At 70.2% G+C, this 26,248-nt stretch carries 22 protein-coding genes; 14 read left to right on the top strand and 8 right to left on the bottom strand.

All coding sequences use genetic code 11. The annotated features are described in order from the left end of the window. The first annotated feature begins 28 nt into the window (after positions 1 to 28). Positions 29 to 226: a zinc-finger domain-containing protein gene (locus tag G578_RS0121495; RefSeq protein ID WP_028795979.1), complete on the top strand. Its 198-nt coding sequence runs from the start codon at positions 29 to 31 to the stop codon at positions 224 to 226. 13 nt (positions 227 to 239) lie between these two features. Here G578_RS0121495 and G578_RS0121500 read toward each other — a convergent pair whose 3' ends face one another. Beyond that, a complete protein-coding gene (locus G578_RS0121500; RefSeq protein ID WP_038015646.1) occupies positions 240 to 722 on the bottom strand; it encodes a YHS domain-containing (seleno)protein in 483 nt (160 codons plus the stop codon). 255 nt (positions 723 to 977) lie between these two features. Between G578_RS0121500 and polA the strand changes: the two genes are divergently transcribed. The 4 genes from polA to G578_RS0121520 all read left to right on the top strand — a co-directional run bounded on the left by polA (position 978) and on the right by G578_RS0121520 (position 6,999). After that, on the top strand, positions 978 to 3,809 hold the full coding sequence (gene polA / locus G578_RS0121505) for a DNA polymerase I (protein WP_051245141.1): 2,832 nt from the start codon (positions 978 to 980) through the stop codon (positions 3,807 to 3,809). 12 nt (positions 3,810 to 3,821) lie between these two features. Further along, positions 3,822 to 4,748, top strand: coding sequence for an arginase family protein (locus tag G578_RS0121510; RefSeq protein WP_028795982.1), 927 nt, complete (start codon positions 3,822 to 3,824; stop codon positions 4,746 to 4,748). A 75-nt stretch (positions 4,749 to 4,823) separates the two neighbouring features. Further along, positions 4,824 to 5,591: an Hpt domain-containing protein gene (locus G578_RS0121515; RefSeq protein ID WP_028795983.1), complete on the top strand. Its 768-nt coding sequence runs from the start codon at positions 4,824 to 4,826 to the stop codon at positions 5,589 to 5,591. Between the two features lie 46 nt (positions 5,592 to 5,637). Further along, positions 5,638 to 6,999 carry an RsmB/NOP family class I SAM-dependent RNA methyltransferase gene (locus G578_RS0121520; RefSeq protein ID WP_245565671.1) on the top strand — a complete coding sequence of 454 codons (1,362 nt, stop codon included), beginning with the start codon at positions 5,638 to 5,640 and terminating at the stop codon, positions 6,997 to 6,999. Positions 7,000 to 7,015: 16 nt separating this feature from the next. On the opposite strand, the gene G578_RS0121525 is transcribed toward G578_RS0121520, so the two are convergent. Then, positions 7,016 to 7,609 carry a TetR/AcrR family transcriptional regulator gene (locus tag G578_RS0121525; RefSeq protein WP_038015649.1) on the bottom strand — a complete coding sequence of 198 codons (594 nt, stop codon included), beginning with the start codon at positions 7,607 to 7,609 and terminating at the stop codon, positions 7,016 to 7,018. Positions 7,610 to 7,823: 214 nt separating this feature from the next. On the opposite strand from G578_RS0121525, the gene G578_RS27610 reads away from it, so the two are divergent. From G578_RS27610 to G578_RS27625, 7 genes are all read left to right on the top strand, one after another. Next, complete coding sequence (locus G578_RS27610) at positions 7,824 to 8,972, top strand: efflux RND transporter periplasmic adaptor subunit (RefSeq protein WP_245565673.1); 1,149 nt, start codon at positions 7,824 to 7,826, stop codon at positions 8,970 to 8,972. Positions 8,973 to 9,030: 58 nt separating this feature from the next. Beyond that, a complete protein-coding gene (locus G578_RS27615; RefSeq protein ID WP_051245143.1) occupies positions 9,031 to 12,228 on the top strand; it encodes an efflux RND transporter permease subunit in 3,198 nt (1,065 codons plus the stop codon). 143 nt (positions 12,229 to 12,371) lie between these two features. After that, positions 12,372 to 13,037, top strand: coding sequence for a ribulose-phosphate 3-epimerase (gene rpe, locus G578_RS0121540; RefSeq protein WP_028795986.1), 666 nt, complete (start codon positions 12,372 to 12,374; stop codon positions 13,035 to 13,037). Positions 13,038 to 13,050: 13 nt separating this feature from the next. Next, the gene (locus tag G578_RS0121545; protein ID WP_051245144.1) at positions 13,051 to 14,700 is read left to right on the top strand and encodes a heparinase II/III family protein; all 1,650 of its coding nucleotides are present in this window, start codon (positions 13,051 to 13,053) and stop codon (positions 14,698 to 14,700) included. 83 nt (positions 14,701 to 14,783) lie between these two features. Further along, the gene (locus G578_RS27620; RefSeq protein ID WP_084619106.1) at positions 14,784 to 15,797 is read left to right on the top strand and encodes an MraY family glycosyltransferase; all 1,014 of its coding nucleotides are present in this window, start codon (positions 14,784 to 14,786) and stop codon (positions 15,795 to 15,797) included. Beyond that, a complete protein-coding gene (locus G578_RS0121555) occupies positions 15,794 to 16,735 on the top strand; it encodes an NAD-dependent epimerase/dehydratase family protein (RefSeq protein ID WP_028795989.1) in 942 nt (313 codons plus the stop codon). The genes G578_RS27620 and G578_RS0121555 overlap by 4 nt, the downstream gene beginning before the upstream one ends. 40 nt (positions 16,736 to 16,775) lie before the next feature. Further along, positions 16,776 to 18,680 (top strand): polysaccharide biosynthesis protein, encoded by a 1,905-nt coding sequence (locus G578_RS27625; RefSeq protein ID WP_051245146.1) that lies wholly within the window; start codon positions 16,776 to 16,778, stop codon positions 18,678 to 18,680. A gap of 84 nt (positions 18,681 to 18,764) precedes the next feature. Here G578_RS27625 and G578_RS0121565 read toward each other — a convergent pair whose 3' ends face one another. The 4 genes from G578_RS0121565 to deoA are packed head-to-tail and all read right to left on the bottom strand — an operon-like array spanning position 18,765 to position 22,701. Next, a complete protein-coding gene (locus G578_RS0121565) occupies positions 18,765 to 19,277 on the bottom strand; it encodes a DUF2937 family protein (protein WP_028795990.1) in 513 nt (170 codons plus the stop codon). A gap of 12 nt (positions 19,278 to 19,289) precedes the next feature. Next, entirely contained in the window at positions 19,290 to 20,147 is an 858-nt protein-coding gene (locus G578_RS0121570) for a phytanoyl-CoA dioxygenase family protein (protein WP_051245147.1), read from the bottom strand. Next, on the bottom strand, positions 20,144 to 21,382 hold the full coding sequence (locus G578_RS0121575; RefSeq protein WP_028795992.1) for a phosphopentomutase: 1,239 nt from the start codon (positions 21,380 to 21,382) through the stop codon (positions 20,144 to 20,146). Before G578_RS0121575 ends, G578_RS0121570 begins: the two co-directional genes overlap by 4 nt. Then, positions 21,382 to 22,701 (bottom strand): thymidine phosphorylase, encoded by a 1,320-nt coding sequence (gene deoA / locus G578_RS0121580; protein WP_028795993.1) that lies wholly within the window; start codon positions 22,699 to 22,701, stop codon positions 21,382 to 21,384. The genes G578_RS0121575 and deoA overlap by 1 nt, the downstream gene beginning before the upstream one ends. A gap of 183 nt (positions 22,702 to 22,884) precedes the next feature. Between deoA and G578_RS0121585 the strand changes: the two genes are divergently transcribed. Together G578_RS0121585 and G578_RS0121590 are read left to right on the top strand one after the other, a co-directional pair. After that, positions 22,885 to 23,262, top strand: coding sequence for a PRC-barrel domain-containing protein (locus G578_RS0121585; protein WP_084619107.1), 378 nt, complete (start codon positions 22,885 to 22,887; stop codon positions 23,260 to 23,262). Between the two features lie 48 nt (positions 23,263 to 23,310). Next, on the top strand, positions 23,311 to 23,538 hold the full coding sequence (locus G578_RS0121590) for a hypothetical protein (RefSeq protein ID WP_028795995.1): 228 nt from the start codon (positions 23,311 to 23,313) through the stop codon (positions 23,536 to 23,538). A gap of 32 nt (positions 23,539 to 23,570) precedes the next feature. Here G578_RS0121590 and purH read toward each other — a convergent pair whose 3' ends face one another. Further along, positions 23,571 to 25,157, bottom strand: coding sequence for a bifunctional phosphoribosylaminoimidazolecarboxamide formyltransferase/IMP cyclohydrolase (gene purH, locus G578_RS0121595; RefSeq protein ID WP_028795996.1), 1,587 nt, complete (start codon positions 25,155 to 25,157; stop codon positions 23,571 to 23,573). A 113-nt stretch (positions 25,158 to 25,270) separates the two neighbouring features. Continuing rightward, positions 25,271 to 26,242: a DMT family transporter gene (locus G578_RS27630; RefSeq protein ID WP_245565674.1), complete on the bottom strand. Its 972-nt coding sequence runs from the start codon at positions 26,240 to 26,242 to the stop codon at positions 25,271 to 25,273. Between the last annotated feature and the right edge of the window lie 6 nt (positions 26,243 to 26,248).

The raw sequence follows: 26,248 nt of genomic DNA on the forward strand, positions 1-26,248 counted from the left end.
AAGCGCGGGCAGCGCGGAGGATCGGGCCATGGCGGCGGCAAGCAACGACGCGTTCGAGACCATCGAGGTGACGGGACACCGGGTCGCCTGCGACGGCGGCGACGGTCCGCTCGGCCATCCCCGGGTGTTCCTGGAGATCCCCGAGGACGAGCACAAGGTGGTCTGTCCCTATTGCTCGAAGACCTATGTGATGGTCTCCGGCGACGAGGGCGAGCACGCCGCCTGAGGCTTCCAGGCCTCTATTCCAGTACCTTCGGCCAGTTGCCGTCGGCCGCCGTGATGTGGCCGGGGATGTCGGCCGTCCATTTCTTCTGAACGTCGGCGTTGTAGTTCAGGTACAGCTTGCCGTCGACGATGCGCCAGTGCTGCGGGTCGCCCTTGGCGGTGTAGCCCTGGGAGACCGCCCAGGCGCAGTAGCCGCCGTATTGCGGCGCGTATTTCGCCGGTTCGGCGATGAAGGCGTCGCGGTGCTCGGCCGAGGTGAAGCGCCAGGTGGCACCGTTGTACTCCGTCTCGTACTTGTCCGAGCCCTCGACCGGCTTGCCGTCGGTGAAGTAGGCGACCGGGTCGTAGCCGTCCACCGCGGTATCGGACAGGAACTCGGTATAGACCGGGTCCTGGCCGGCATGGGAGATCCGGGGGCCGACGAGGGCCACCAGGCCGGCGATGGCCACGACCCCGACGATGCGGGCGAGCGCCCTGGAAAAAGCTGCGTATTGCATGACCCTGTTCCGCTTTCCTGTTCAGCCGTTCCCTGATCGGCCAATCCCGATCAGGTGCCCGAGGATATGAGCAGGTGGCGCTCGCGCGTCATCACGCACCCGCGACCCTGCGGTAAAGGCTCCGTGAGGCAGGATTGGGGCGGCGGCGAAGTCCGTCCCGGCCTTCCATAGGGAGCGGACAGGACGCTTCAATGGTTGCCGAGAGGCGCCGGTCCGCTAGAGTCGCCGCGAGCCTCACCAGACCCGGAAACTTCCATGGCCGACACCGCCGCCACGCCCGACACGGACATCCCGCCCCCGGCCGAGCCCGGGCAGAGCCATCTCTTCCTGGTGGACGGGTCGGGCTACATCTTCCGCGCCTATCACGCCCTGCCGCCGATGACCCGGCCGGACGGAGTCCCGGTGAACGCGGTCTTCGGCTTCTCCAACATGCTGGTGAAACTGATCGACGACATGGACGCCGACCACATGGCGGTGATCTTCGACGCCAGCCGGTTCAGCTTCCGCAACGACATCTATCCCCAGTACAAGGCCCAGCGCCCGGATGCGCCGGAGGATCTGGTTCCGCAGTTCCCGCTGATCCGCGAGGCGACCCGCGCCTTCAACGCGCCCTGCATCGAGATGGACGGTTTCGAGGCCGACGACATCATCGCCACCTATGCCCGGCAGGCGGTGGAGAAGGGCTGGCGCGTCACCATCGTGTCCTCCGACAAGGACCTGATGCAGCTCGTGCGCGACGGGATCGACATGTTCGACCCGATGAAGAACGTGGCGATCGGCCCCGACCAGGTGATGGAGAAGTTCGGCGTGGCCCCGAACAAGGTCATCGACGTCCAGGCGCTGGCCGGCGACAGCGTCGACAATGTCCCGGGCGTGCCCGGCATCGGCATCAAGACCGCCGCCCAACTCATCGACGAATACGGCGACCTGGAGACGCTGCTTGAGCGGGCCGGCGAGATCAAGCAGCCGAAGCGGCGCGAGAACCTGATCGAACATGCCGAGCTCGCCCGCATCTCCAAGCAGCTCGTCACCCTGAAGGACGACGTGGACGTGCCGGAGCCGCTGGGCGATCTGGTCGTGCGCGGCATCGATTCCGACAAGATCCTGGCCTTCCTGCGCGAGCAGAACTTCAAGCGGCTGATCGCCCGGTTCGAGAGCGAGGCCGGCCAGGCCGCCGGCGAGACCGCCGCCACCGCCGCGGTCTCCGCCCCGACCGGCGAGGAGGCCGACTACGCGCTGGTCACCACCCTGGAGGGGCTGCACGGCTGGATCGCGGCCGCCGAGGCCCAGGGCACCGTCGCCTTCGACACCGAAACCACCTCGCTCAATGCCATGCGGGCCGAGCTGGTCGGCGTGTCCCTGGCGCTGGCGCCGGGCAAGGCCTGCTACATCCCGCTGCGCCATGTGGGCACGGCCGCCCAGGGCGAGCTGCTGGCGGCCCCGTCCTCCGGCGACGGGCCGGAGCAGATCCCGTTCGACGACGCCATCGCCGCACTGAAAGGCCTGTTCGAGAACCCCGCCGTGCTCAAGGTGGCGCATAACGCCAAATACGACTGCCTGGTGCTCAGCCGGCCGGCGAATGGCGGCATCGCCGTCGCCCCGATCGACGACACCATGTGCGCCTCCTACGTGCTGGAGGGCGGGCTGCACGGCCACGGGCTGGACGAGCTGTCGCTGCTGCATTTCGAGCACAGGAACATCAAGTTCGAGGAGGTCTGCGGCAAGGGCAAGAGCCAGATCGGCTTCGCCGAGGTGCCGCTCGACAAGGCGCGGGACTACGCCGCCGAGGACGCCGACATGACCTGGCGCCTGCATCAGGTGCTGCGCCCGCGCCTGGTCGAGGAGCACATGACCACGGTCTACGAGACCCTGGAGCGGCCGCTGATCCCGGTGCTGGTCGACATGGAGCGCAACGGCATCCGGGTCGACCCGAAGATCCTGAACGACATGTCGGCCGATTTCGCCAAGCGCATGGTCGAGCGCGAGGGCGAGATCCACGATCTGGCCGGCGAGCCGTTCAACGTCGCCTCGCCCAAGCAGCTCGGTGAGATCCTGTTCGACAAGATGGGCCTGGCCGGCGGCAAGAAGGGCAAGACCGGCGCCTACGGCACCGGTGCCGACGTGCTGGAAGGACTGGCCGCGCAAGGCATCGAGCTGGCCGAAAAGGTGCTCGACTACCGCCAGATCGCCAAGCTGAAGTCGACCTATACCGACGCGCTGGTCGACGACATCAACCCGGAGACGCGGCGCGTCCACACCTCCTATTCGATGACCGGTGCGGCCACCGGCCGGCTGTCCTCCAACGACCCGAACCTGCAGAACATTCCGATCCGCACCGAAGAGGGGCGCAAGATCCGCACCGCCTTCGTCGCCGAGCCGGGCAACCTGCTGCTGTCGGTCGACTACTCGCAGATCGAGCTGCGGCTGGTCGCCGACATCGCCGGGCTGGAGACCATGCGCGCCGCCTTCCGCGAGGGCATCGACATCCACGCCCAGACCGCCTCGGAGGTGTTTGGCGTACCGCTGGGGGAGATGACCTCGGAGATCCGCCGCAAGGCCAAGGCGATCAATTTCGGCATCATCTACGGCATTTCCGGCTTCGGCCTGGCCCGCCAGCTCGGCACGCCCCAGGGCGAGGCGCAGCAGTACATCAACGCCTATTTCGAGCGCTTCCCCGGAATCCGCGACTACATGGACGAGATGAAGAAGCGGGCGCACGAGTGGGGCTTCGTGGAGACCCGGTTCGGCCGCAAGGTCCATATCAACGCGATCCGCGAGAAGAACCCGGCCATGCGGAACTTCGGCGAGCGCGCGGCGATCAACGCGCCGATCCAGGGCACGGCCGCCGACATCATCAAGCGCGCCATGGTCCGCCTGCCGGTCGCCCTGGAGAAGGCGAACTCCAAGGCCCGCATGCTGCTGCAGGTGCATGACGAACTGCTGTTCGAGGTGCCCGAGGGCGACGTGGAGGCCACCGCCGCCCTGGTCAAGGAGGTGATGGAGGGGGCCGCCGCCCCGGTCCTGAACCTGTCCGTCCCGCTGGTTGCCGACGCCGGCTGGGGCGAGAGCTGGGCCACCGCACACTAAGGACTTGAAGCCATGACCCTCGACACCACCGCCCCCGCGCCCGCCTTCTTCGGCGCCCGCGCCGACCTGCCCCTGGCCGAATCCCGGATCGTGCTGTTCGGCGCGCCCCACGGCACGCCCTATCCGGAGTTCAGCAACGAGGCGCTGGCCGGCACGGCGGCGACTCTGCGCCGGGCCCTGACCCACGATGCCGGCTGGGCGCATCACTGGGATTTCGACCTGGGCCGGCCGCTCGACGACGACGGGAGCCTGGCGTTCCTGGATGCCGGCGATCTGAAAACCACCACTCTGGACGGCGCCGGCAATCGCGAGAAGATTCAGGCGGCGACCGGCGCCATCCTGCAGGCCGGAGCGGTGCCGATCATGATCGGCGGCGACGATTCCGTGCCGATCCCGTTCATCGAGGCGCTGGCGCCGCTCGGCCCGCTGACAATCGTCCAGGTCGACGCCCATATCGACTGGCGCGACGAGCGGCGCGGCGAGAAATACGGCTTCTCCAGCACCATGCGCCGGGCCTCGGAGATGGCCCATGTGGAGCGCATCGTGCAGGTCGGCATCCGCGGCCTGGGGTCGGCCATGCAGGAGGAGGTGCAGATCGCCGAGACCTGGGGCGCGGAGATCGTCACCGCGCGGGAGATCCACCGCCACGGCATCGAGGCGGCGCTGGAGCATGTGCCGGCGGGGGCCAACTGCCTGATCACCCTGGATTGCGACGCCCTGGATCCGTCGATCATGAAGGCGGTCGTCGCCCCGACCCCGGGCGGGCTCACCTATACCCAGGCGATCGAGCTGATCCACGGGGTGGCCGCGAAGGCACGGCTGCGGGCCTTCGACATGATCGAGTTCATCCCCGAGCGCGACCCGGACGGATTGTCCGCCCTCACCGCCGCCCGGATCGTCGTCAACGCGGTCGGCGCAATTCGCTCGAGCCATCGTTGACGAAACTTTAACTGTCCTGCGGCAGGGTTTCGCGCCGTCCCGCTTTGGGACGCCGGGCAGATGGGGATGGGGTCAATGGCACTTTTCGACGATATCGTTGCAAACCTCACGCAGGAGTTTCTTGGGGAATCCTCGGACCGGCTTGCCCGGATGCAGGTTTCGCTGACCAACCTCGCCGGCGCGAAGGTGGCCAACCGCGACGCGATCATGACCCTGTCGCGCGAGATCCACAGCGTTAAGGGCGCGGCCGCGAACTTCCATTTCCGCACGGTCGCCACCGTCGCCCACCGCTTCGAAGACTACATGTCGGCGACCCTCGACCAGGCGCCGCTGCCGATCGAGGACTACCAGCGCTTCGTCGACTGCCTGTCCGATCTGATCGAGCTCGGCCGCGAGCCCGACCCGAAACAGGCCGCCAAGATGCAGAGCCGGCTCCCGGTCCTGGCGGATTTCGATCCGACCAGCGTGTCGGCCAAGCCGGGCCGCGCGCTGGTGGTGATCCGGGCCCGTACCATGGGCCACATGCTGTCGCGCGAACTGGCCAATTGTGGATTCCGGGCCCAGACGGCGCTGGATGTCTACGATGCCCTGCGCCTGTCGGTCACCGACCGCCCGGATATCGTGCTGACCTCCGCCGTGATGGACGGGATCTCCGGCGTCGACCTGATCAACGCCATTCGATCGATCAAGGCGACGGCGGACCTGCCCTGCGCGGTGGTGACCTCGTTCGACCGGGACCATCCGGAGCTGGCCGGCCTGCCGAAGAACGCGGGTGTGGTGCGGCTCGGCAAGACCCTGTCGGACGACCTCGGCACGGTCCTGACCGGCGTGGCGCCACGCTGAAACCGAGGCAGAGGGGCGCCTTTCCCCTTTGCTTGGCGGGCCAGTCGTGCTCAAACCCGCCGCCATGACCGACCAGACTCCCGACCCGCTTCCGCCCGGGGCTCCCGCAGAGCCGCCGGCGGATGCCAAGATCTCCGCCGCCCGCAGCGTCGCCTTCGACCTGTTGCGTGCGGTGCTGGCCAAGAACACGCCGCTGGACGAGGCCCTGGTCGCCCATGACGGCATGAACTGGCTGCCCGACCGCGACCGCGGCTTCGCCCGCACCCTGGTGGCGACGACCCTGCGCCGCCTCGGCCATGTGGACCGGCTGATCGACGGCTGCCTCGCACAACCGCTGCCGCTGAAGGCGTCGGCCGTGCGCGATGTGCTGCGGATCGCCGCGACCGAGCTGCTGGTGCTGAAGGTCGCCCCCCATGCCGCCGTGGACAGCGCGGTCAATCTCGTGCGCTCGCGCGGCCACGAGAAGTTCGCCAAGCTGACCAACGCCGTGCTGCGCCGCCTCGACCGCGAGGCGCGGGACACCATCGACACCCTGCCCGCCCTGGACGCCCTGCCGGCCTGGCTGGCGCGGAACTGGCGCGCCACCTATGGCGACGAGACCGCCGAGGCCATGGCCGCCGCCGTCCAGCGCGAGCCGGTGCTCGACATCACCGTGAAGGCCGATCCCGACCACTGGGCGGAAACGCTCGGCGCCACGGTGCTGCAGACCGGGACCCTGCGCCGGCCGATCGAGGGCCGGATCGACGCCCTGCCCGGCTTCGACGAAGGCGCGTGGTGGGTGCAGGACGCCGCCGCCGCCCTGCCCGTCCGTCTGCTCGGCGATGTCGCCGGTAAGACCGTCGTCGATCTCTGCGCCGCGCCGGGCGGCAAGACCGCGCAGCTCGCCGCCGGTGCGGCCCATGTGATCGCCGTCGACCGGGCGGCCAGGCGGGTCAAGCGGATGCAGGAGAACCTCGCCCGCCTGCAGCTTGCCGCCACCTGCGTGACCGCCGACGCCGCCAAATGGCGCCCGCCAAGCCCGGTGGACGCGGTGCTGCTCGACGCCCCGTGCTCGGCCACGGGCACCATCCGCCGGCACCCTGACATTCCCTGGCTGAAGGGCGAGGGCGACGTGGCCAAGCTGGTGGTGTTGCAGGACCGGCTGCTCGACGCCGCCGTCGCGATGGTGAAGCCCGGCGGCACGGTGGTGTTCTGCACCTGCTCGCTGGAGAGCGCCGAGGGTGCCGAGCGCATCGCCGCCCTGCTCGCCCGCACCCCGGGGCTCCGACGGGTCCCCATCACAGCCGACGAGATCGGCGGCCTGTCGCAGTCGATTACCGCCGACGGCGACCTGCGCACCCGTCCCGACCACCTTGCCGATGCCGGCGGGATCGACGGCTTCTACGCCTGCCGGCTGGTCAAAGACTGAGACGGCGCTTTCAGGCTCAGGCCTGGTCCGGTACCGGCCAGGCGCGCATGGCCATCTTCGCCACCTCGCGCAGCTGCTCGCAGGTGGCACCGCCGCTCGCCTGCACCGACATGCCGTGGCTGACGGTGGTCACGAACCGGGCCAGCACCTCAGGGTCGGTCCCCGGCGGCAGACGGCCGTCGCGGCATTCCTCCTCGAAGCGCTGGCGCAGCCGCGCCTCATAGGTCGCCCGGAGTTTCGCCAGTTCGTCGTGCACCCGCTCCGTGTCCGTCGTACAGGCCAGGGCGCCCTGGACCGACAGGCAGCCCACCGGATGCTCCGGATCGGTCAGGATCGCCGCACCCTCGTAGAGCAGCTTCGCCACCATCTCGCGGGCCGTGGGTTCGGCCAGGGCCTGGTCGAAAAACTCGTTCTTCAGATCGACGTAGCGGGCCAGCGCCTTCTGAAACAGCTCTTCCTTGTTGCCGTAGGTGGCGTAGAGACTCGGCCGGTTGATGCCCATCGCCTCGGTCAGGGCGGAGATCGACGCGCCTTCGTACCCGGAGCGCCAGAACACCTCGAGGGCCCTGTCGAGCGCAGTTACCTCACAAAATGTCCGGGGCCGACTCATGGCCAGAATCCTCCACTCGATTTTTTTTGTACCGATCGGTAAGGTGGGTACTTGATCCACCCATGTCCACCCTCCATATCCGGCCGAACCGATTTCTTACCGATCGGTACAAAACGAGACATGGAGCGATCCGATGGCTGGTGCACATTCCAAAGGACGTGGGTACAAAATCATACTGGGGTCGGCTGCGGTAGCCGCAATCATTGCCGCCGGAATGCTTGCCCTCTCGCCATCCTATTCCGAGGAGACAGCCGCCACGGGCGAGGCACCGCCGGCCGCTCAGGCGCCGGTTGCGGTGCCGGTGTCCGTGGCCACGGTCGAAGCGCGGGATCTGGTCGGCTGGAAGGAATTCTCCGGGCACCTGGAGGCGGTGGAGCGGGTGGAAGTCCGCTCCCGGGTCGCCGGACAGGTGCGGGCCGTGCATTTCCGCGAGGGCAGTCTGGTCCGGGAGGGCGACCTGCTGGTGACCATAGACCCCGAACCCTTCGCCGCCGAGGTGGCGCGGGCCGAGGCACAGACCACCGCCGCCCGGGCACGGCTGTCCTTCACCAAGAAGGAGCATGAGCGGGCGCAGGAGCTGGTGAAGACCCGCACCCTGCCGATCCGCGAGGGCGACAGCCGGACCAACGCCTATCGCGAGGCGCAGGCCCATTACCAGGCGGCCGAGGCGGATCTGCGCCGGGCCAAGCTCGACCTGGGCTACACCGAGATCCGGGCGCCGGTCTCCGGCCGGGTCGGCCAGATCCTGGTCGATGTGGGCAATCTGGTGCCGGCCGGCGCCGGCGCCCCGGCCCTGACAACCCTGGTCTCGGTCGATCCGATCTATGCCAGCTTCGACGCCGACGAACAGGTGGTGCTGGAGGCGATCCGCGACCTGGGCACCGGGGCCGACGGCAACCGCGACGTCAGCCGGATCCCGGTCGAGCTGGCCGCCCCGTTCGGCAGCACCGATCCGATCCACGGTCACCTGCAGTTCATCGACAACACCGTCAATGCCGGCAGCGGCACGGTCCATGTCCGCGCCCAGTTCGACAATCCCGGCGGCTTCCTGATCCCGGGCCAATTCGCCCGGCTGCGCATGGGCAAGGCGGTGGCCGAGCGGTCGCTGCTGATCACCGAGCGCGCGGTCGGCATCGACCAGGGCAAGAAGTTCGTGCTGGTCGTCGCCGAGGACGACACGGTCGCCTATCGCGAGGTGACCCTCGGCCCGACCGCCGGCCGCCTGCGGGTGGTGACCAGCGGTCTCGAGGCCGGCGAGCGGATCGTCGTCAACGGCCTGCAGCGGGTCCGCCCGGGCACGCTGGTCGCCCCCGAGATGGTCGCCATGACCCCGAACCTGCCGCTGGAGACGGCGTCGAACTGACGCCGCCTCTCGCTCGCCGCTCTCTCCCGCCGATCACCCCGAAAACCGGACGCGTGACATGAACCTCTCCAGATTCTTCATCGACCGTCCGGTTTTCGCCGGGGTGCTGTCGGTCCTGATCTTCGTCGCCGGGCTGCTCGCCCTGCGCAGCCTGCCGATCTCCGAATATCCCGAGGTCGTGCCCCCCACCGTCGTCGTGAACGCCCAGTATCCGGGCGCCAACCCGAAGGTCATCGCCGCCACCGTGGCGACGCCGATCGAGGAGGCGATCAACGGCGTGGAGGACATGCTCTACATGAGCAGCCAGGCCACCACAGACGGCCTGATGACCCTGACCGTGACCTTCAAGCTGGGCACCGACCCGGACAAGGCGCAGCAGCTCGTGCAGAACCGGGTGACCCAGGCCGAGCCGCGGCTGCCGGAAGAGGTCCGCCGCCTCGGCGTGACCACGGTCAAGAGCTCGCCCGACCTGACCATGGTCGTGCACCTGCTCTCGCCCAACGACCGCTACGACATGACCTACCTGCGCAACTACGCCGTCCTGAACGTGAAGGACCGGCTGGCGCGGATCGAGGGCGTGGGCCAGGTCCGGCTGTTCGGCTCCGGCGACTACGCCATGCGGATCTGGCTCGACCCGCAGAAGGTGGCCGAGCGCGGCCTGTCCGCCGGCGACGTGGCCGACGCGATCCGGTCGCAGAACATCCAGGCCGCCGCCGGCATCATCGGCGCCTCGCCGGGCCTGATCGGCGTCGACCTGCAGCTTCCGGTGAACGCCCAGGGACGGCTGGAGACCGAGGAGGAGTTCGGCGACATCATCGTGAAGACCGGCACCGACGGGGCGGTGACCCGCCTGCGCGACATCGCCCGGATCGAGCTGGGGGCGGCGGAATACGCCCTGCGCTCGCTGCTCGACAACAAGTCGGCGGTCGCCATCCCGATCTTTCAGGCGCCGGGGTCCAACGCCATCCAGATCTCCGACGACGTGCGCGCCACCATGGCGGAGCTGAAGGGCTACATGCCCGAGGGCGTGGACTACGAGATCGTCTACGACCCGACCCAGTTCGTGCGCGCCTCCATCGAATCCGTGATCCACACCCTGCTGGAGGCGGTCGGGCTGGTGGTGCTGGTGGTGATCCTGTTCCTGCAGACCTGGCGGGCCTCGATCATCCCGCTCCTGGCCGTGCCGGTCTCGGTGGTCGGCACCTTCGCCGCCATGCACCTGCTCGGCGTGTCGATCAACGCCCTGTCCCTGTTCGGGCTGGTGCTGGCCATCGGCATCGTGGTCGACGACGCGATCGTCGTGGTCGAGAACGTGGAGCGCAACATCGAGGAAGGGCTGGCGCCGAAGGCCGCGACCTACAAGGCGATGCGCGAGGTCTCCGGTCCGATCGTCGCCATCGCCCTGGTGCTGGTGGCGGTGTTCGTGCCGCTCGCCTTCATCAGCGGCCTGACCGGCCAGTTCTACGAGCAGTTCGCACTGACCATCGCGATCTCCACGGTGATCTCGGCGGTGAACTCCCTGACCCTGTCGCCGGCGCTCGCCGCCCTGCTGCTCAAGGGCCACGACGCACCGAAAGACTGGCTGACCCGGGCGATGGACTTCGCCTTCGGCTGGCTGTTCCGCGGCTTCAACGCGGTGTTCCGGCGCGGCTCCAACGCCTATGGCGGCGGGGTGGCGCGGGTGACCCGGCACAAGACGGTCACCGTTGGCCTGTACCTGGCGCTGCTGGGCGCGACCTACGCCATCTTCAACCAGGTCCCCGGCGGCTTCGTGCCGATGCAGGACAAGCAGTACCTGATCGGCTTCGCCCAACTGCCCAACGGCTCGACTCTGGACCGCACCGAGGGCGTGATCCGCGAGATGAGCCGGATCACCCTGGAGGACCCGGACGTGGAGCACGCGGTCGCCTTCCCCGGCCTGTCGATCGCCGGCTTCACCAACAGCTCCAGCGCCGGCATCGTCTTCGCCACCCTGAAGCCGTTCGATGAGCGCCAGGGACCGGCCCACAGCGCCGGGGCCGTCGCCGGCCGCCTGAACGCCCAGTACGGCGCGATCAAGGACGCCTTCGTGGTGATCTTCCCGCCGCCGCCCGTCCAGGGGCTGGGCACCACCGGCGGCTTCAAGCTGCAGATCGAGGACCGGGCCTCGCACGGCTACGAGGCGCTGGACGCGGCGGTGAAGACCTTCCTGGGCGCCGCCCGGCAGGCGCCGGAGCTGGCCAATCTGTTCACCAACTTCCAGGTGAACGTGCCGCAGCTCTACGCCGATCTGGACCGCACCAAGGCCCAGCAGCTCGGCGTGCCGGTGACCGAGGTGTTCGAGACGCTGCAGATCTATCTCGGCAGCCTCTATGTGAACGACTTCAACCGGTTCGGGCGAACCTACTCGGTGCGGCTGCAGGCGGACGCCCCCTACCGCGCCCGGCCGGAGGATATCGGCGCCCTGAAGGTGCGCTCGACCTCCGGCGCCATGGTGCCGCTGTCGGCCCTGCTGAGCGTGGAGCCGGCGGTCGGGCCGGAACAGGCGATGCGCTATAACGGATTCATCGCCGCCGATGTCAGCGGCGCGCCCGCCCCCGGATACTCGTCGGGGCAGGCCCAGGCGGCGGTGGAGCGGATCGCGGCGGAGACTCTGCCGGCCGGTTTCAGCTTCGAATGGACCGACCTGACCTACCAGCAGATCCTGGCGGGGGATTCCTCGCTGATCATCTTCCCGCTGGCCCTCCTGCTGGTCTTCCTGGTGCTGGCCGCCCAGTACGAGAGCCTGAGCCTGCCGCTGGCGATCATCCTGATCGTGCCGATGAGCGTGCTGGCGGCGATGACAGGTGTCTGGCTGACCGGCGGCGACAACAACGTCTTCACCCAGATCGGTCTGGTCGTGCTGGTCGGGCTGTCGGCGAAGAACGCCATCCTGATCGTCGAGTTCGCCCGCGACCTGGAACTGGCCGGGCGCGGTCCCGTGGCCGCCGCGATCGAGGCGAGCCGACTGCGGCTGCGGCCGATCCTGATGACGTCGATGGCCTTCATCATGGGCGTGGTGCCGCTGATCACCTCCACCGGGGCGGGGGCGGAGATGCGCTACGCCATGGGCCTGACGGTGTTCTCCGGGATGATCGGGGTGACCGCCTTTGGGATCTTCTTCACGCCGGTGTTTTACGTCGTCGCCCGGGCGCTGACCGGGAACCGGCCGCTGCGCCACGCGGCGGAGGCGGAGCATATCGGTACGCATCACACGGTCCCGGCGCCGGGAGAGTAACCCCCCTCCGCCCTCCCGGCGGCCGGTGCGGGCGTCCTTCGCGCAAGCGAGGGGCGCCCGTCGCTTTCATGGCCTACGCGCCGATCGGCGGCTCGGGGGCACAGGCGCTTGAAGCGGCCGACGCAACCTGCTACCGACCCGCCATGGCCAACGCTCCGCTGATCGCTCCCTCCATTCTCGCCGCCGACTTCGCCAAGCTCGGCGAGGAGATCCGTGCCATCGACGCCGCCGGCGCCGACTGGATCCATGTGGACGTGATGGACGGGCATTTCGTCCCGAACATTTCCCTGGGTCCGGCGATCGTGAAGGCGATCCGGCCGCATACGCGGAAGACCTTCGATGTGCACCTGATGATCGCGCCGGTCGACGCCTATGTGGGCGGCTTCATCGAGGCCGGCGCCGACATCGTCACCGTGCATCCGGAAGCCGGCCCGCACGTCCACCGCACCCTTCAGCTCATCCGCTCGCTGGGCGCCAAGGCCGGGGTCGCGCTGAACCCGGGCACGCCGGTCGAGGCGCTGGACAATCTGATAGACATGGTCGACCTGATCCTGGTGATGACCGTGAACCCCGGGTTCGGCGGCCAGGCCTTCATCGCCTCCCAGCTCGACAAGATCGCCGCCGTCCGCAAGCGGATCGACGCCACCGGCCGCGCCATCCACCTGGAGGTCGATGGCGGGGTGACGGCGGAGACGTCCGGGCGCATCGTGGCGGCCGGGGCCGACGTGCTGGTCGCCGGAACCGCCACCTTCAAGGGCGGGAGCGATGCCTACGCGGCGAACATCGCCGCGATCAGGGCCGCCAACTGACGGGAGAACGGTGGTGAGCAGGCGGCGGGATAGGCGCGGACTGTCGGATCGCCTGCGGGACGCCTATTTCGCCTCGCCGGTGCATGCCTGGCGCCTGTCCGGACCGGTGCCGGACGGGCTGGCCGTGGCCGTCGCCGACGCCTGGACCGGCGATTCCGACCTCGGTCGCGAGCTTCTGGAGGGCACCTACGCCGTCGGCGGCACCGCCGTGCAGGTGGGTGCCGATCCCTGGGATCAGAGCGGCTACAGCGACGCCGCCCTGGAGGCCCTTCACCGGTTCGAATGGCTGCGCGACCTGCGCGATCTCGCCGGCGACGCCGCCCGGCGCCGCGCCCGCGACCTGGTGGGCGCCTGGATCGAGCGGTATCCGGGCTGGGACCGGCTGGCCTGGCGGGCCGATCTGCTGGCCGCCCGCGTCGCCGCCTGGGTCCATACCTTCGGTTTCTTCGCCGACTCCGCCGATGACGACTTCCGCCGCCGGGTGCTGGAGAGCCTGACCCGCCAGTACCGCCACCTGCTGCGCGCGCTGGAAGCCGGCCCGCCCGGTGTCGCCCGGCTGGAGACCCTGCGCGGCGCCCTGATCGCGGCAGTGGCGCTCGGCGCCGACGGCGAGGAGATCCAGGGCCTGGCCGACCGTCTCGACGCGGCGATCCGGGCCCAGATCCTGCCCGATGGCGGCCATCGCTCGCGCTCGCCGGCGATGCAGACCGACGCCCTGGTCGCCCTGGTGGACGCCCGCGCGGCGCTGCGCGCGGCGGGCCGGGAATCCACCGCTGCCCTGGACGAGACCATTCAGCGCATGACCGGCGTGCTCCGCATGCTGCGGCACGGGGACGGCGGCCTCGCCCTGTTCAACGGCGCCACCGAGGGTCAGGTCTGGCGCCTGGACACCCTGATCGCCCGCGCCGAGACCAAGACGCGCGCCGTGACCTCGGCCCTGGAGACCGGGTTCGAGCGGCTGGTGGCCGGCCGCGCCGTCGCCATCCTCGATACCGGTGCCCCGGTCGCCGACGACGACACCGCCCATGCGGGCACCCTCAGCATGGAGTTCTCGGTCGGCAAGGAACGGCTGGTGGTCAATTGCGGCGCGGCGCCGGGCGATCCGCGCTGGCAGGGGCTGCTGCGCGCGTCGGCCGCCCATTCCGGGCTGGTGATCGACGACACCAACACCACCGAGCTGCGCGCCGACGGCAGTCTCGGCCGCCGTCCGGCCCAGGTCCGCCTGGAGCGCTGGGAGGCCGACGGCGCGGTCTGGGTCGAGGCCGAGCATGACGGCTACCGCGAAAGCCATTCGGTCGTCCACCGGCGCCGGCTGTTTCTGGCGGCCGGCGGCGACGACCTGCGCGGCGAGGACGTTCTGAGCTATACCGGCGGCCCCGGCGCGAAGCCGCAGGAGGCGGCGATTCGCTTCCATCTGCACCCCCGGGTCTCGGCCTCGCTGATCCAGAACGGCGCCTCGGTGCTGCTGCGCATGCCGTCGGGCGGGGGCTGGCGGCTGCGGGTCACCGGCGGACGGCTGGCCCTGAACGAGAGCGTGTATTTCGGCGAGGGCGGCCGGCTGCAGCGCACCCGCCAGATCGTCATCGGCGTACCGCTGGCCGAGCTGCGCGCGCTGGAGTCGATCTCGGTGAAATGGGCCCTGCGCCGCGAGGACCGGCGGTAGTCCAGGCCACTGAAGCCGCAGGTTTCCGGGTCGTCCGAAAGCGTCCTATCTCCGCCCGCACCGGCTGTGTATAAGCCCTGGCGATGACTGCGATTCTGATCATCGTCGGCCTGGGCGCCGCCCTCTCCTGCCTCGCCACCCGCGCGGTCCTGTCCCTGCTGCGGCGCGCGGCGGTGCTCGACCATCCCAACGACCGTTCCAGCCATGTGATCCCGACCCCGCGCGGCGGCGGCATCGCGGTGATCGCCGCCATCGCCACGGTCGCCCTGGGTGCCACCGTGGTCGAGGGCGCGCCGATTGGCGGCATGGGCATCGCGCTGGCTCTGGCGATCGGCCTCTCGGTGGTCTCCTTCATCGACGACCTGCGCAACCTGTCGGCCGGCGTGCGGCTCGCCGCCCATGGTCTGGCGGTCGCCGGCGGGCTCTGGGCCCTCGACGGCCAGGGTGCCTTCGCCGCCTACCTGCCGCAGCCTCTCGATCTGGCGCTGACCGCCCTGGCCTGGCTCTGGTTCATCAATCTCTACAATTTCATGGACGGGATCGACGGGATCGTCGGCAGCGAGACCGGCGCCATCGCGGTCGGCGTCGGCGGACTGGCGCTTCTCGGTCTGGCCCCGGCCACCCTGCTCGCGCCGAGCGCGGCGGCGCTGGGAGCGGCCCTGGGATTCCTGGTCTGGAACTGGCACAGGGCGAAGATCTTCCTCGGCGATTCCGGCAGCATCCCGATCGGCTTCCTGATGGGCTACCTGCTGGTCGCCACCGCCGCCCCCGGTGGGCCGGCGCTGGCTGCCGCCCTGGTTCTGCCGCTGGTCTTCGTCATAGACGCCTCGGTGACCCTGATCCGCCGACTCGCCCGGGGCAGGAAGCCGACCGAGGCGCATCGCGAGCACGCCTATCAGCGCGCGGTGCAGGGCGGGTGGAGCCATGCCCGGGTCTGCGCCGCGACGCTCGCCGCCAACGCCGCCCTGATCGCCCTGGCCTGGTGGGTGGCGCCGGTGCAGCCCTGGATAGCCCTCGTGGCCGGCCTCGCGGTGGCGGGGTCGTGCTACGGCCTGCTGCTGCGGGTCGGCACAAGGGCCTCGGAGCCGGCGGTATGAAGGTCCTGGTCACCGGCGCGAGCGGCTATGTGGGCCGGGCGATCCTGCGCGACCTGGAGGCCGGCGGGCATGACCCCGTCGCCGCCGTCCGCGATCCGGCCGGTCTGGCCCCGCGCTGGCGCGACCGGGCGGTGACGGTGGGCGATCTCGGCCCGCTGACGGAGTGGTCGGCGGCCCTGGCCGGGGTCGAGGCGGTCATCCACCTGTCCAGCCCCAGCGCGCCGGGCGGCCTGTCCGACGAAACGCTGGACGGCAGCATCGTTAACGGAACGAAACGGCTTGCCGAGGCGGCGGCGGCGGCCGGCGCGCGCCGATTCGTCTTCATGAGCTCGGTCAAGGCGGCCGGCGAGACCACGCCGTTTTCCGGCATCGACGAGACCGCGGCCCCCGCGCCCGGCGATTCCTACGGCCGGGCCAAGCTGGCCGCCGAACGGGCCCTGGCGGACACGGGACTGGAGGTGGTGATCCTGCGCCCGCCGCCGGTCTACGGGCCGGGAAGCGGCGGCAATCTGCGGCGGATCATCGACTTCCTGCGCCGCGCGCCGGCGGTGCTGCCGCTCGGCATCTCCGGCAACCGGCGCTCCTTCCTGCACCGCGACAACCTCGCCTCGGCCACTCTGGCCTGTCTGGAACGTCCGGAGGCGGCGGGCCGCACCTTCTTCGCCACCGACGGCGAGGCGCTGTCCACCGGGGCCCTGACCCGGCGGATTCTCGACGCGCTCGGCCGCCGGGCGCTGCTGCTGCCCGTCCCGGCGCGCGGGCTGGCCCTGCTGGGCGATACCGGCCGGCGGCTCGGCGGCTCCTGTGCCTTCGACGACACCGCCCTGCGGCGGACCCTGGGGTGGAAACCGGTCGTCGATCCGCAGGCCGGGATGCTAGAGGCTGTCCGGCAGACGGCTGACCCCCTGCTGACCGGCGGTGACGGGGGGCAACCGTGATAGACTCCCTCCGCCCAGCCACTCCAGCCCGCGACATCGCATGAACGCCCGCGCTTTCAGACGCTCCCTGCTGATCTTCGCCCACGACACGGTGATGGCCGCCGTGTCGTTTCCGCTGGCGCTGTATGTGCGGCTGGGCGACCAGATCGCCTGGTGGCCGATGCAGGCGATCCAGACCGGCACGGCGCTGTTCACCCTGACCGCGCTGGCGGTGTTCCTGGTGATGCGGCTCGACACGGCGGTGTGGCGTTACACGTCGATCGGCGATCTCGCCCAGATCGTCCGCGCGGTGGCGGTGATCATCGCGGCCTTCCTGGTGCTGCAGTTCATCGTCACGCGCCTCGATTCCCTGCCCCGCTCGTTCCTGGTGATCGAGGCGGCGCTGCTGTCGATCCTGCTGATCCTGCCCCGGGTCGGCTACCGGCTGCTGAAGGACGGCACGATCTCCGCCCTGTTCGAGCGCAACGCCCGGGACCGGGTGCCGGTGCTCTTGGTCGGTGCGGGGGACGGGGCCGACCTGTTCATCCGCGAGACCGCGCCGGGTCACGAGATGCCCTATCGGGTGGTCGGCATCGTCGACGACCGGGAGTCGCGGAACGGACGCCGGATCCGCGGCGTGCCGGTCTTCGGCGGCCTGACGGACCTGGAAGCGGTGGTGCAGCGGCTCACAGGACAGGGGCTGCGGCCGCAGCGCATCGTGCTGACCCGCCGGCAGATGGACGGCGCCACCGTCCGCGGCGTTCTGGACCGGGCCGACGCACTCGGGATCCCGGTCAGCCGCATGCCGGTGCTGAGCGCGCTGGAGACGCCCGGCGACGCCCAGATGCAGCTCCGCCCGATCAACGTGGAGGATGTGCTCGGCCGGCCGCAGGCGACCCTGGATCGGCCGGCCATGCAGCGGCTGATCGCGGGCCGTCGGGTGCTGGTCACCGGCGCGGGCGGCACAATCGGCTCGGAGCTGGTGCGCCAGATCGCCGATCTCGGACCGGCCCGCATCACCCTGGTGGACCAGTCGGAATACGCGCTCTACCGGATCGACCTTGAGCTGGCCGAGCGGGTGCCGGAGTTGCCGCGCGCGGCGCTGATCGGCGACGTGCGGGACCCCGCCCGGGTGAGCGAGATCCTCAGCGAGGCCAGACCCGAAATCCTGTTCCACGCCGCCGCGCTGAAGCACGTGCCGCTGATGGAGGCGAATGTCTGCGACGCGGTGCTGACCAACGCCATCGGCACCCGCATCGTCGCCGACGCCGCGCGGGCCGCCGCGGTCGGCACGGTGGTGGTGATCTCCACCGACAAGGCGGTGAACCCGACCAACGTCATGGGCGCGACCAAGCGGCTGGCCGAGGCGTACTGCCAGGCGCTGGACCTGGACGGCGGCACCCGCTTCGTGACCACCCGCTTCGGCAACGTGCTGGGCTCCACCGGCTCGGTCGTGCCGCTGTTCCAGCGCCAGCTCGAACGCGGCGGGCCGCTGACCGTGACCCATCCGGACATCACCCGGTACTTCATGACCGTGCGCGAGGCGGTGGAGCTGGTGCTGCAGGCCGCCGCCCTGGAGAGCGCGGCGCCGCGGGAGCGGGGCGGCATCACCGTGCTGGACATGGGCGAGCCGGTGAAGATCGTCGACCTGGCCGACCGGATGATCCGGCTGGCCGGGCTGGAGCCGGGCAAGGACATCCAGATCGCCTTCACCGGCCTGCGTCCCGGCGAGAAGCTGCACGAGGAGCTGTTCCACGGCGCCGAGACCCTGGAGGCGACGGAGATCCCCGCCATCCGCCGCGCCCATCCCCGCACCGCCGACCATGCCCTGATCGAGCGCGGCCTGGACGAGCTGGAGGCGGCCGCCCGCTCCCGGCAGATGGTCGCCACGGTCGAGATACTCGGCCGCATGGTGCCGGAGTACGAGTCCGGCACGGCCAAGGTCGTGGCGGCGGAGGGGTCTTAGTCGCGGCGCGTTCGTGACCCGATCCCCTACCGTCGTCCTGAACTTGATTCAGGATGACGGAAATATCGGGTGAGAACGGGTGCGTCAGCGGGCGGGCGCGCGGCGACGGGGGGAGCGGAAGCCGCGCACCAGCAGCGTGGACACCGCCACGAACAGCATCCAGGCCAGAACCGCGCCGACCACGCCCCAGCGCGGATCGATCGTCAGCCCCGGCCGCCACTCGGCATAGGCGTTGCCCAGGATATCGCTGTCGGAATGGCGCAGCGCCACCGCCGGCCGGGTCCACGGCCCCGCCGCCTCCAGCTCGGCGCGGGCGACCCGCAGGTCGGCCAGCCGGTCGACCATGGCGGTCAGCCGCCGGCCGGAGCCCTGGATCGCCGGGTCCGCGTTGGTGTGGTGGCGCTCCAGATAGGCCTCCAGGGTGAGGTTCTGGGCGGCGGCCTCGGTCCGATGGGCGGTCACCTGCCGATCCAGCTCGTCCACCGCCCCGCCCAACCGTTGCGCATAGGCATCGACGAAGGAGGAGACCTGCGATCCGCCCGTGAGCCCGAGGATCACGACGAGGAGCAGGCACAGGTCGCGCAGCATCCGAAACATCGTCTCTCCCGGTCAGAAGCCTAGGAACGGATCGTTCGGACGGCGGCGGATCCAGTTGCCAGGGTGCCATGCCGCCGCCCCGTCCACCACGTGCAGCGTGTACGCCATGCGCGAGCGCGGCGAGGTGTTGGCCGCGCTGCCATGGGGCAGCAACCCGTGCAGCACGACCAGGGTACCCTTGCGCGCGGGCAGGGGCACGAAGCCGTCCGCCAGGTAGGGCGTGGCGTCCAGGGTCTCCAGGGACAGACCGCCGTCGCGGTCCAGGAACCGCTGACGCAGCGGACCCCTGTGGCCTCCCGGCTGGGCGATCAGACAGCCATTGCCCTCGTCCGCGTCCTCCAGCGCCAGCCAGAAGCCGGTCACGCTGGGCGGGTCGGTGACGAGAAAAGCGGCGTCCTGATGCGGCACCACCGCGCCGCCGATGGCGGGCGGTTTCCAGATCACCATGGACTGGACCAGCTTCGGCGCGCCGATGCCCAGGGCGGCGGCGATACGGGCCAGCACCGGACGACGCGACACGCGGTCGAAGTCCGGGTCGAGATCGTGCATGGCGTGGCCAAGCTTGTTCACCGCCCGGTGCCGGTCGACGGTCAGCGCGCCCTCGGCATCCACCGCGCCCTCCTCCAGGAACACCCGGATCTTGTCGCCGCTCCCGCGGAAATACGCGTCGGAGGCGTGCCTCGGCGCGGTGGTGGAGAACACCGAACGCCCGTCCGCCGGGTCCCAGGCGTCGACGATCGCATGGGCGCGCTCGATCAGGGCGTCGCAGTCGGCGGACGGGATCGCATCCTCGACGACCAGCACCCCGTCGCGCCCATAGGCGGCGGCGAGTTCGGCCGGGTCGCTGTCGACGGCGAAGCGCGGGATCATCGCCGCGTCCCCAGCCGGCCAGACCTCAACCGATCTATGCCGTGATCGCCCGGCGCCAGGCCCAGATGGGCGGCCAGGGTGGCGCCCACATCGGCGAAGGCGAGTTGGCCGAGATCCCCCGGCGCCAGGCCGGGGCCGGCGAACAGCACCGGCACCTGCTCTCGGGTATGGTCGCTGCCGCGCCAGGTCGGATCGCAGCCATGATCCGCCGTGAGCACCGCCAGATCGCCCGGCCGCAGGGCGCCGAGGAAACGCGGCAGGTCGCGGTCGAACGCCTCCAGGGCGGCGGCGTACCCGGCGACGTCGCGGCGGTGACCGTAGAGCGTGTCGAAATCGACGAAATTCGCCACCACCAGCGCGTTGTCCAGATCGCGGCCGGTCACGGACATCAGGGTCTCGAACACCCCGTCGTTACCGGCAGTCTTGATCTCCTCGCCGGTGCCGGCATGGGCGAAGATGTCGCCGATCTTGCCGATGGAGACCACCGACCCGCCGGACTCGGACTGGCGCTGCAGCAGGGTCGGTGCCGGCGGGGTAACGGCCAGGTCCTTGCGGTTGGCGGTGCGGGTGAAGTCGTCGGGTCCGGAGCCCAGGAAGGGCCGGGCGATGATCCGGCCGACCGTGTCGGGCACCAGGGTGCGGGCGACCCGGCAGACCTCGTAGAGCCGCTCCAGCCCGAAGCTCTCCTCATGGGCGGCGATCTGCACCACGCTGTCGGCCGAGGTGTAGAGGATCGGCTTGCCGGTCCTCATATGCTCGGCGCCGAGGTCGGCGATTATGGTCGTTCCGCTTGCGTGACAATTTCCCAGGATGCCCGGCAGCCCGCAGCGCTCGACCAGGGCGGCGGTGAACTCGGCCGGGAAGGTCGGAACGGTGTCGGGATAGTAGGTCCAGTCGAAGGCGACCGGCACGCCGGCCAGCTCCCAATGGCCGCTCGGCGTGTCCTTACCCAGGCTGGTCTCCGCCGCGTGACCCCAGGCCCCGATGCGGGCCGGCGCCGCGTCCAGTCCGACGGGCTCGGTGCCCGTGGCCCCGCGATGCGCCGCCCCCAGTCCGAGGGCCAGCAGGTTCGGGAGGTGCAGCGTGCCACTGCGGCCGTGCCCATCGCCCCGGCCGGTGGCGCAGGCATCGGCGATATGGCCCACCGTGTCGGAACCGGCATCGCCAAAGCGCTCCGCATCCGGGGCGCCGCCGATCCCGACGGAATCCAGCACGATGAAGAAGGCGCGGGCCATCAGCCTTCCCCCGTCCGCCGTTCGATCACCACCGGCCCGACCTCCGGTGCAGCGTCGCCCAGGGTATAGGCGGCGCGGATGGAGGCAGCCGCCGGCTCGGCGGCGGCGGCATCGCGGCAATGGATCACCGCCAGCGGCACGTCCGGGCCGACCGCCTCACCGATGCCGGCGATCTCCGTCAGCCCGACGGCATGGTCGATCCTGTCGGATGCCTGCCGACGCCCGCCGCCCAGCTCGATCACCGCCACGCCGAGCCGGCGGGCGTCGATCCGGGCGACGATGCCCGGAGCCTCGGCATAGACCGGCACGGCGGCGGGAGCGGTCTCCAGATGTGCCTCGGGTCTGTCCATCAGGTCGGCCGGGCCGCCCAGCGCGGCGACCATGCGGCCGAAGACCTCGGCCGCGCGCCCGTCCTCCAGCGCCGCTCGGGCCATGTCGCGGCCGATATCGGGAGTCTCGGCGATCTTTCCCTGGGCCAGCATCTCGCCGGCCAGCGCCAGGGTCACCTCCAGGCTGCGCGGCTCGCGCTCGGCGCCGATCAGGAAGGCGACGGCATCGGCCACCTCCAGCGCGTTGCCGGCGGTGCGGCCCAGCACCTGGTTCATGTCGGTGATCAGCGCCACCGTCGGCAGGCCCGCCGTCCGCGCGGTCTCCGCCAGGGCGTCGGCCAGGTTCCGCGCCTTGGACAGGTCGTCCATGAAGGCGCCGCTGCCGCATTTCACGTCCATCACCAGCCCGTCCAGGCCGGCGGCAAGCTTCTTTGAGAGGATGGAGGCGGTAATCAGGGCGGCGGATTCCACCGTCGCGGTGACGTCGCGGATGGCATAGAGCCGCCGGTCCGCCGGTGCCAGGTCGTCGGTCTGGCCGATCACGGCGCAGCCGACCTCCCGCACCACCCGCTGGAACGTCTTCAGGTCCGGATTGGTGCGGTAGCCGGGGATCGAGTCCAGCTTGTCCAAGGTGCCACCGGTATGGCCGAGCCCGCGCCCGGAGATCATCGGTACATAGCCGCCGCAGGCGGCGACGATGGGGGCCAGCATCAGGCTGATCCGGTCGCCCACCCCGCCGGTGGAGTGCTTGTCGAGCACCGGGCCGTCGAGCCCGTCCCAGCGCAACACGGTGCCGCTGTCGGCCATCGCCCGGGTCAGGGCGGCGCGCTCGTCGGCGTCCATGCCTTGAAAGAACACCGCCATGGCGAAGGCCGCGGCCTGTCCCTCGCCCACCGCTCCGCCCGTCAGCCCGGCGATGAATTCGGCGATCGCCTCGGCCGATAGGGTCTGGCCGTCGCGTTTGGCGCGGATGACTTCCTGGGGGAGCACGGAGCTGTCCTTCGCTGATCGATGGGTCGGCAACCAGACTACATGTGGGGTCCGGGCCTCGCCACTGCGACGGCGGAGGCCGGCGATCACCGCCACTTACGCCGGTAATCCCGGCAAAACCTGTGGAACCGGTCCTGCCTCAGCCCCGTTGGCCAGGGACATGCGCAACGCAAGGAGGAGCATATGAGGAGGAAATTACTGGCCGGTGCCGGCGCTCTCTCGCTCGCCGTCGCGGCTCTCGCCACCGTCCCGAGCGCGCCCGTGCAGGCCGATACCTCGGTCGTCGTGGTCGATGCCACGGACCTTTATCGCAGCCCCAGCACGGGGAACGGCCCGCGCCTCTCGGAACTGAGCGGCCAGGCGGTCTACAGCAATTCCGGCAAGCAGCTCGGCGTGATCGAGGATTTCGCGATCGGCCGCGGCGGCGAGGTCGTGGCGGTGGTCGATACCGATAACGGCCCGCTCGACGAGCTCTTCGAGACCGGGGATGACGACATGCTGATCATCCCGCTGCGCGAGCTGCGCACCGCTCCGATGGCCAGCCTGCACGGCGCCCAATAGGCGCCGGGTGTGGCCCTTCATCAGCCACCAAGATCCTTGGAGGATGACATGCCTAGAACTCTCATGACTGCGGCGGCCCTTGCCGCCGGCGCCCTCGCCCTCTCCGCCTGCGGCAACACCGCGACCGAGCGCGGCGTCACGGGTGCCGGTCTCGGCGGTGCCGCCGGCTACGCGGTCGGCGCCCCGCTTCTCGGCGCCGCGGCCGGCGGTGCCACCGGCGCCTTCACCGAGGAAGACGACATCAACCTCGGCAGCCCGATCTGGGATTGGGACTGACCCGACCCCGCACTTCCGGCGCTTCCGGCCGATCAGTGCCGGAAGTGCCGCATGCCGGTGAGCACCATCGCCAGCCCCCGCTCGTCGGCGGCGGCGATGATCTCCTCGTCGCGGATCGACCCGCCCGGCTGGATGATGGCCGTCGCCCCAGCCTCGGCCACCGTGATCAGGCCGTCGGCGAAGGGGAAGAACGCATCCGACGCGGCGACGGAGCCCACTGTGCGCGGCTCGGCCCAGCCGGCGGCTTTGGCGGCGTCCTTGGCCTTGATCGCGGCAATGCGCGCGGCGTCCACCCGGCTCATCTGACCCGCGCCGATGCCGGCGGTGGAGCCGTCCTTCACATAGACGATGGTGTTCGACTTCACATGCTTGCCGATGCGGAAGGCGAGCAGCAGGTCGCGCATCTCCGCCGCGCTCGGCGCCCGCTTGGTGACGACCTTCAGCTCGGTCTCGCTCACCCGGCCGGCATCGCGCGACTGGATCAGCAGCCCGCCGGCCAGGTTCTTGATCGTCAGGCCCTTGGCGGTCGGGTCCGGCATGCCGCCGGTCTTCAGCACCCGCAGGTTCTTCTTCGCGGCGAAGACCTCCAGGGCGGCCGGATCGAAATCGGGGGCGATCACCACTTCGCTGAAGATCGCCGCGATCTTCTCGGCGGTTGCGGCGTCCATCCGGCGGTTGGCGGCGACGATGCCGCCGAAGGCGCTGACCGGGTCGCAGGCGAGTGCTGCGTCCCACGCATCCGACAGCGAGCCGGCGACGGCGACGCCGCACGGGTTGGCATGCTTGATGATGGCGATGCCCGGCTCGTCCAGCTCGGCCGCCAGTTCGAAGGCGGCGTCGGTATCGTTCAGGTTGTTGTAGCTGAGTTCCTTGCCCTGGACCTGCTCGGCGGTCGATACGCCGGCCCGGCTCTCCGCGGTGCGGTAGAACGCGGCCTGCTGATGCGGGTTCTCGCCGTAGCGCAGCACCTGCGGGGCGGAGCCGGCCAGGGTGAAGCGGCGCGGGAAGACCTCGCCCACCTCGCCGGCCAGCCAGCCGGCGATGGCCGCGTCGTAGGCCGCCGTGCGGCCATACGCGGTGGCGGCGAGCTTGCGGCGCAGGGCAAGGCTGGTGGCGCCGTCGTTCGCGCGCATCTCCTCCAGCACCGGGCCGTAGTCCTCCACATCGACGATGACAGTGACGAAGTCGTGGTTCTTCGACGCCGCGCGGATCATCGCCGGGCCGCCGATATCGATGTTCTCCACGCTCTCGTCGTAGCCAGCCCCGCGGGCGCGGGTCGCCTCGAACGGATAGAGGTTCACCACCAGCAGGTCGATCGGCGCGATGCCGTGCGCGTCCATGGCGGCGACATGGTGGTCCAGGTCGCGTCTGGCGAGCAGGCCGCCATGGATCACCGGATGCAGGGTCTTCACCCGGCCGTCCATCACCTCCGGGAAGCCGGTCCGCTCCGCCACCTCGACCACCGGGATGCCGGCCTCGGCGATCGCCTTGGCGGTGCCGCCGGTCGACAGGATCTCCACGCCCATCTGCGACAGGGCGGCGGCGAACTCGATCAGGCCGGTCTTGTCGGAGACGGAGATCAGGGCGCGGGCGACGGGAACCAGATCGGGGGCGGCCATGGGGGGCGACCTCGGCAGTTGTTCAGGGATGCGGGCTTATCCCCATTGAAACCGCTCCGGTCAACCGGACACAGCGTCCCAGCCGGGGCTCGGCCCTCTTTTCCCGCCGGGGCTCAGCCCTCTTTTCCCATCGCCCGGGGCGAGGCGACGGGCGGCACCCGGTCCACCGCGGTCGAGGGCGGTCCGGCCGGCAGCTTGCCCTCCTTCTTAAGCCGCGCCTCGCGGATGCCGATATAGGTGGCGCTGGAGAAGATCATTGCGCCCCCCACCCAGGTCCACACGTCCGGCAGTTCGCCGAAGACCACATAGCCGATGGCCGCGGCCCAGAGCAGCTTGGAGAAATCCACCGGCAGAACGGCGGAGGCGTCGGCTATCTTGAAGGACTGGTTCATCGCCGTCTGGGCGATGGTGCCGACAATGCCGATGGCGATCAGCCAGAGCAGGGATTCCAGCGACGGCCAGGCCCAGAACGGCAGGGCGACGACCAGGCAGACCGGCGACAGGAAGATCGAGGCATAGGCGGTGATGGTGACGCTGGACTCCGTACGGGTCAGCACCTTGATCACCATCAGCGCCACCGACCAGACCACCGAGGACCCGAGGATCAGCATCGGACCGAGCCCGACCTCGATCACCCCGGGGCGCAGGATGACCATGGCGCCGGCGAAGCCGATGACGATGGCCGTCCAGCGGCGCAGGCGTACCACCTCGCCCAGCACCAGCATGGCCAGGACCGTGGCGAAGAGCGGAGCGGTGAAGCCCAGCGCCGCCACGGTGGCCAGCGGCGTGATCGACAGGCCGTAGAAGAACATCAGCATCGCCGCGGCATTCAGCATGCCGCGGATGCCCAGCAGCTTGACCTTGCTGGTGCGCAGCGGCGCCCAGCCCTGGCGCAGGAAGACCGGCGCGAGGGCGAAGAACCCGAAGAAGACCCGGAAGAACGCGATCTCGAACGGATGCAGCTCCAGGCTCACGTGACGGATCGCGGCGTGCATGAAGCTGAAGGCGGCGGCGGCCACCGCCATCATCAGGACGCCGGCGAGCGAGCCGGTGAGCAGCGGGGACAGGGCGGATCTGACTGACACCCAGGC

Source organism: Thalassobaculum salexigens DSM 19539, assembly GCF_000423805.1.
Lineage (GTDB): Bacteria > Pseudomonadota > Alphaproteobacteria > Thalassobaculales > Thalassobaculaceae > Thalassobaculum > Thalassobaculum litoreum.

What these genes read in the sequence shown, in the direction of transcription:
- G578_RS0121495 (WP_028795979.1), top strand. Translation starts at nt 29, where the DNA reads ATGGCGGCGGCAAGCAACGACGCGTTCGAGACCATCGAGGTGACGGGA.
- G578_RS0121500 (WP_038015646.1), bottom strand. Translation starts at nt 722, where the DNA reads ATGCAATACGCAGCTTTTTCCAGGGCGCTCGCCCGCATCGTCGGGGTC.
- polA (WP_051245141.1), top strand. Translation starts at nt 978, where the DNA reads ATGGCCGACACCGCCGCCACGCCCGACACGGACATCCCGCCCCCGGCC.
- G578_RS0121510 (WP_028795982.1), top strand. Translation starts at nt 3,822, where the DNA reads ATGACCCTCGACACCACCGCCCCCGCGCCCGCCTTCTTCGGCGCCCGC.
- G578_RS0121515 (WP_028795983.1), top strand. Translation starts at nt 4,824, where the DNA reads ATGGCACTTTTCGACGATATCGTTGCAAACCTCACGCAGGAGTTTCTT.
- G578_RS0121525 (WP_038015649.1), bottom strand. Translation starts at nt 7,609, where the DNA reads ATGAGTCGGCCCCGGACATTTTGTGAGGTAACTGCGCTCGACAGGGCC.
- G578_RS27610 (WP_245565673.1), top strand. Translation starts at nt 7,824, where the DNA reads ATGCTTGCCCTCTCGCCATCCTATTCCGAGGAGACAGCCGCCACGGGC.
- G578_RS27615 (WP_051245143.1), top strand. Translation starts at nt 9,031, where the DNA reads ATGAACCTCTCCAGATTCTTCATCGACCGTCCGGTTTTCGCCGGGGTG.
- rpe (WP_028795986.1), top strand. Translation starts at nt 12,372, where the DNA reads ATGGCCAACGCTCCGCTGATCGCTCCCTCCATTCTCGCCGCCGACTTC.
- G578_RS27620 (WP_084619106.1), top strand. Translation starts at nt 14,784, where the DNA reads ATGACTGCGATTCTGATCATCGTCGGCCTGGGCGCCGCCCTCTCCTGC.
- G578_RS0121555 (WP_028795989.1), top strand. Translation starts at nt 15,794, where the DNA reads ATGAAGGTCCTGGTCACCGGCGCGAGCGGCTATGTGGGCCGGGCGATC.
- G578_RS27625 (WP_051245146.1), top strand. Translation starts at nt 16,776, where the DNA reads ATGAACGCCCGCGCTTTCAGACGCTCCCTGCTGATCTTCGCCCACGAC.
- G578_RS0121565 (WP_028795990.1), bottom strand. Translation starts at nt 19,277, where the DNA reads ATGTTTCGGATGCTGCGCGACCTGTGCCTGCTCCTCGTCGTGATCCTC.
- G578_RS0121570 (WP_051245147.1), bottom strand. Translation starts at nt 20,147, where the DNA reads ATGATCCCGCGCTTCGCCGTCGACAGCGACCCGGCCGAACTCGCCGCC.
- G578_RS0121575 (WP_028795992.1), bottom strand. Translation starts at nt 21,382, where the DNA reads ATGGCCCGCGCCTTCTTCATCGTGCTGGATTCCGTCGGGATCGGCGGC.
- G578_RS0121585 (WP_084619107.1), top strand. Translation starts at nt 22,885, where the DNA reads ATGAGGAGGAAATTACTGGCCGGTGCCGGCGCTCTCTCGCTCGCCGTC.
- G578_RS0121590 (WP_028795995.1), top strand. Translation starts at nt 23,311, where the DNA reads ATGCCTAGAACTCTCATGACTGCGGCGGCCCTTGCCGCCGGCGCCCTC.
- purH (WP_028795996.1), bottom strand. Translation starts at nt 25,157, where the DNA reads ATGGCCGCCCCCGATCTGGTTCCCGTCGCCCGCGCCCTGATCTCCGTC.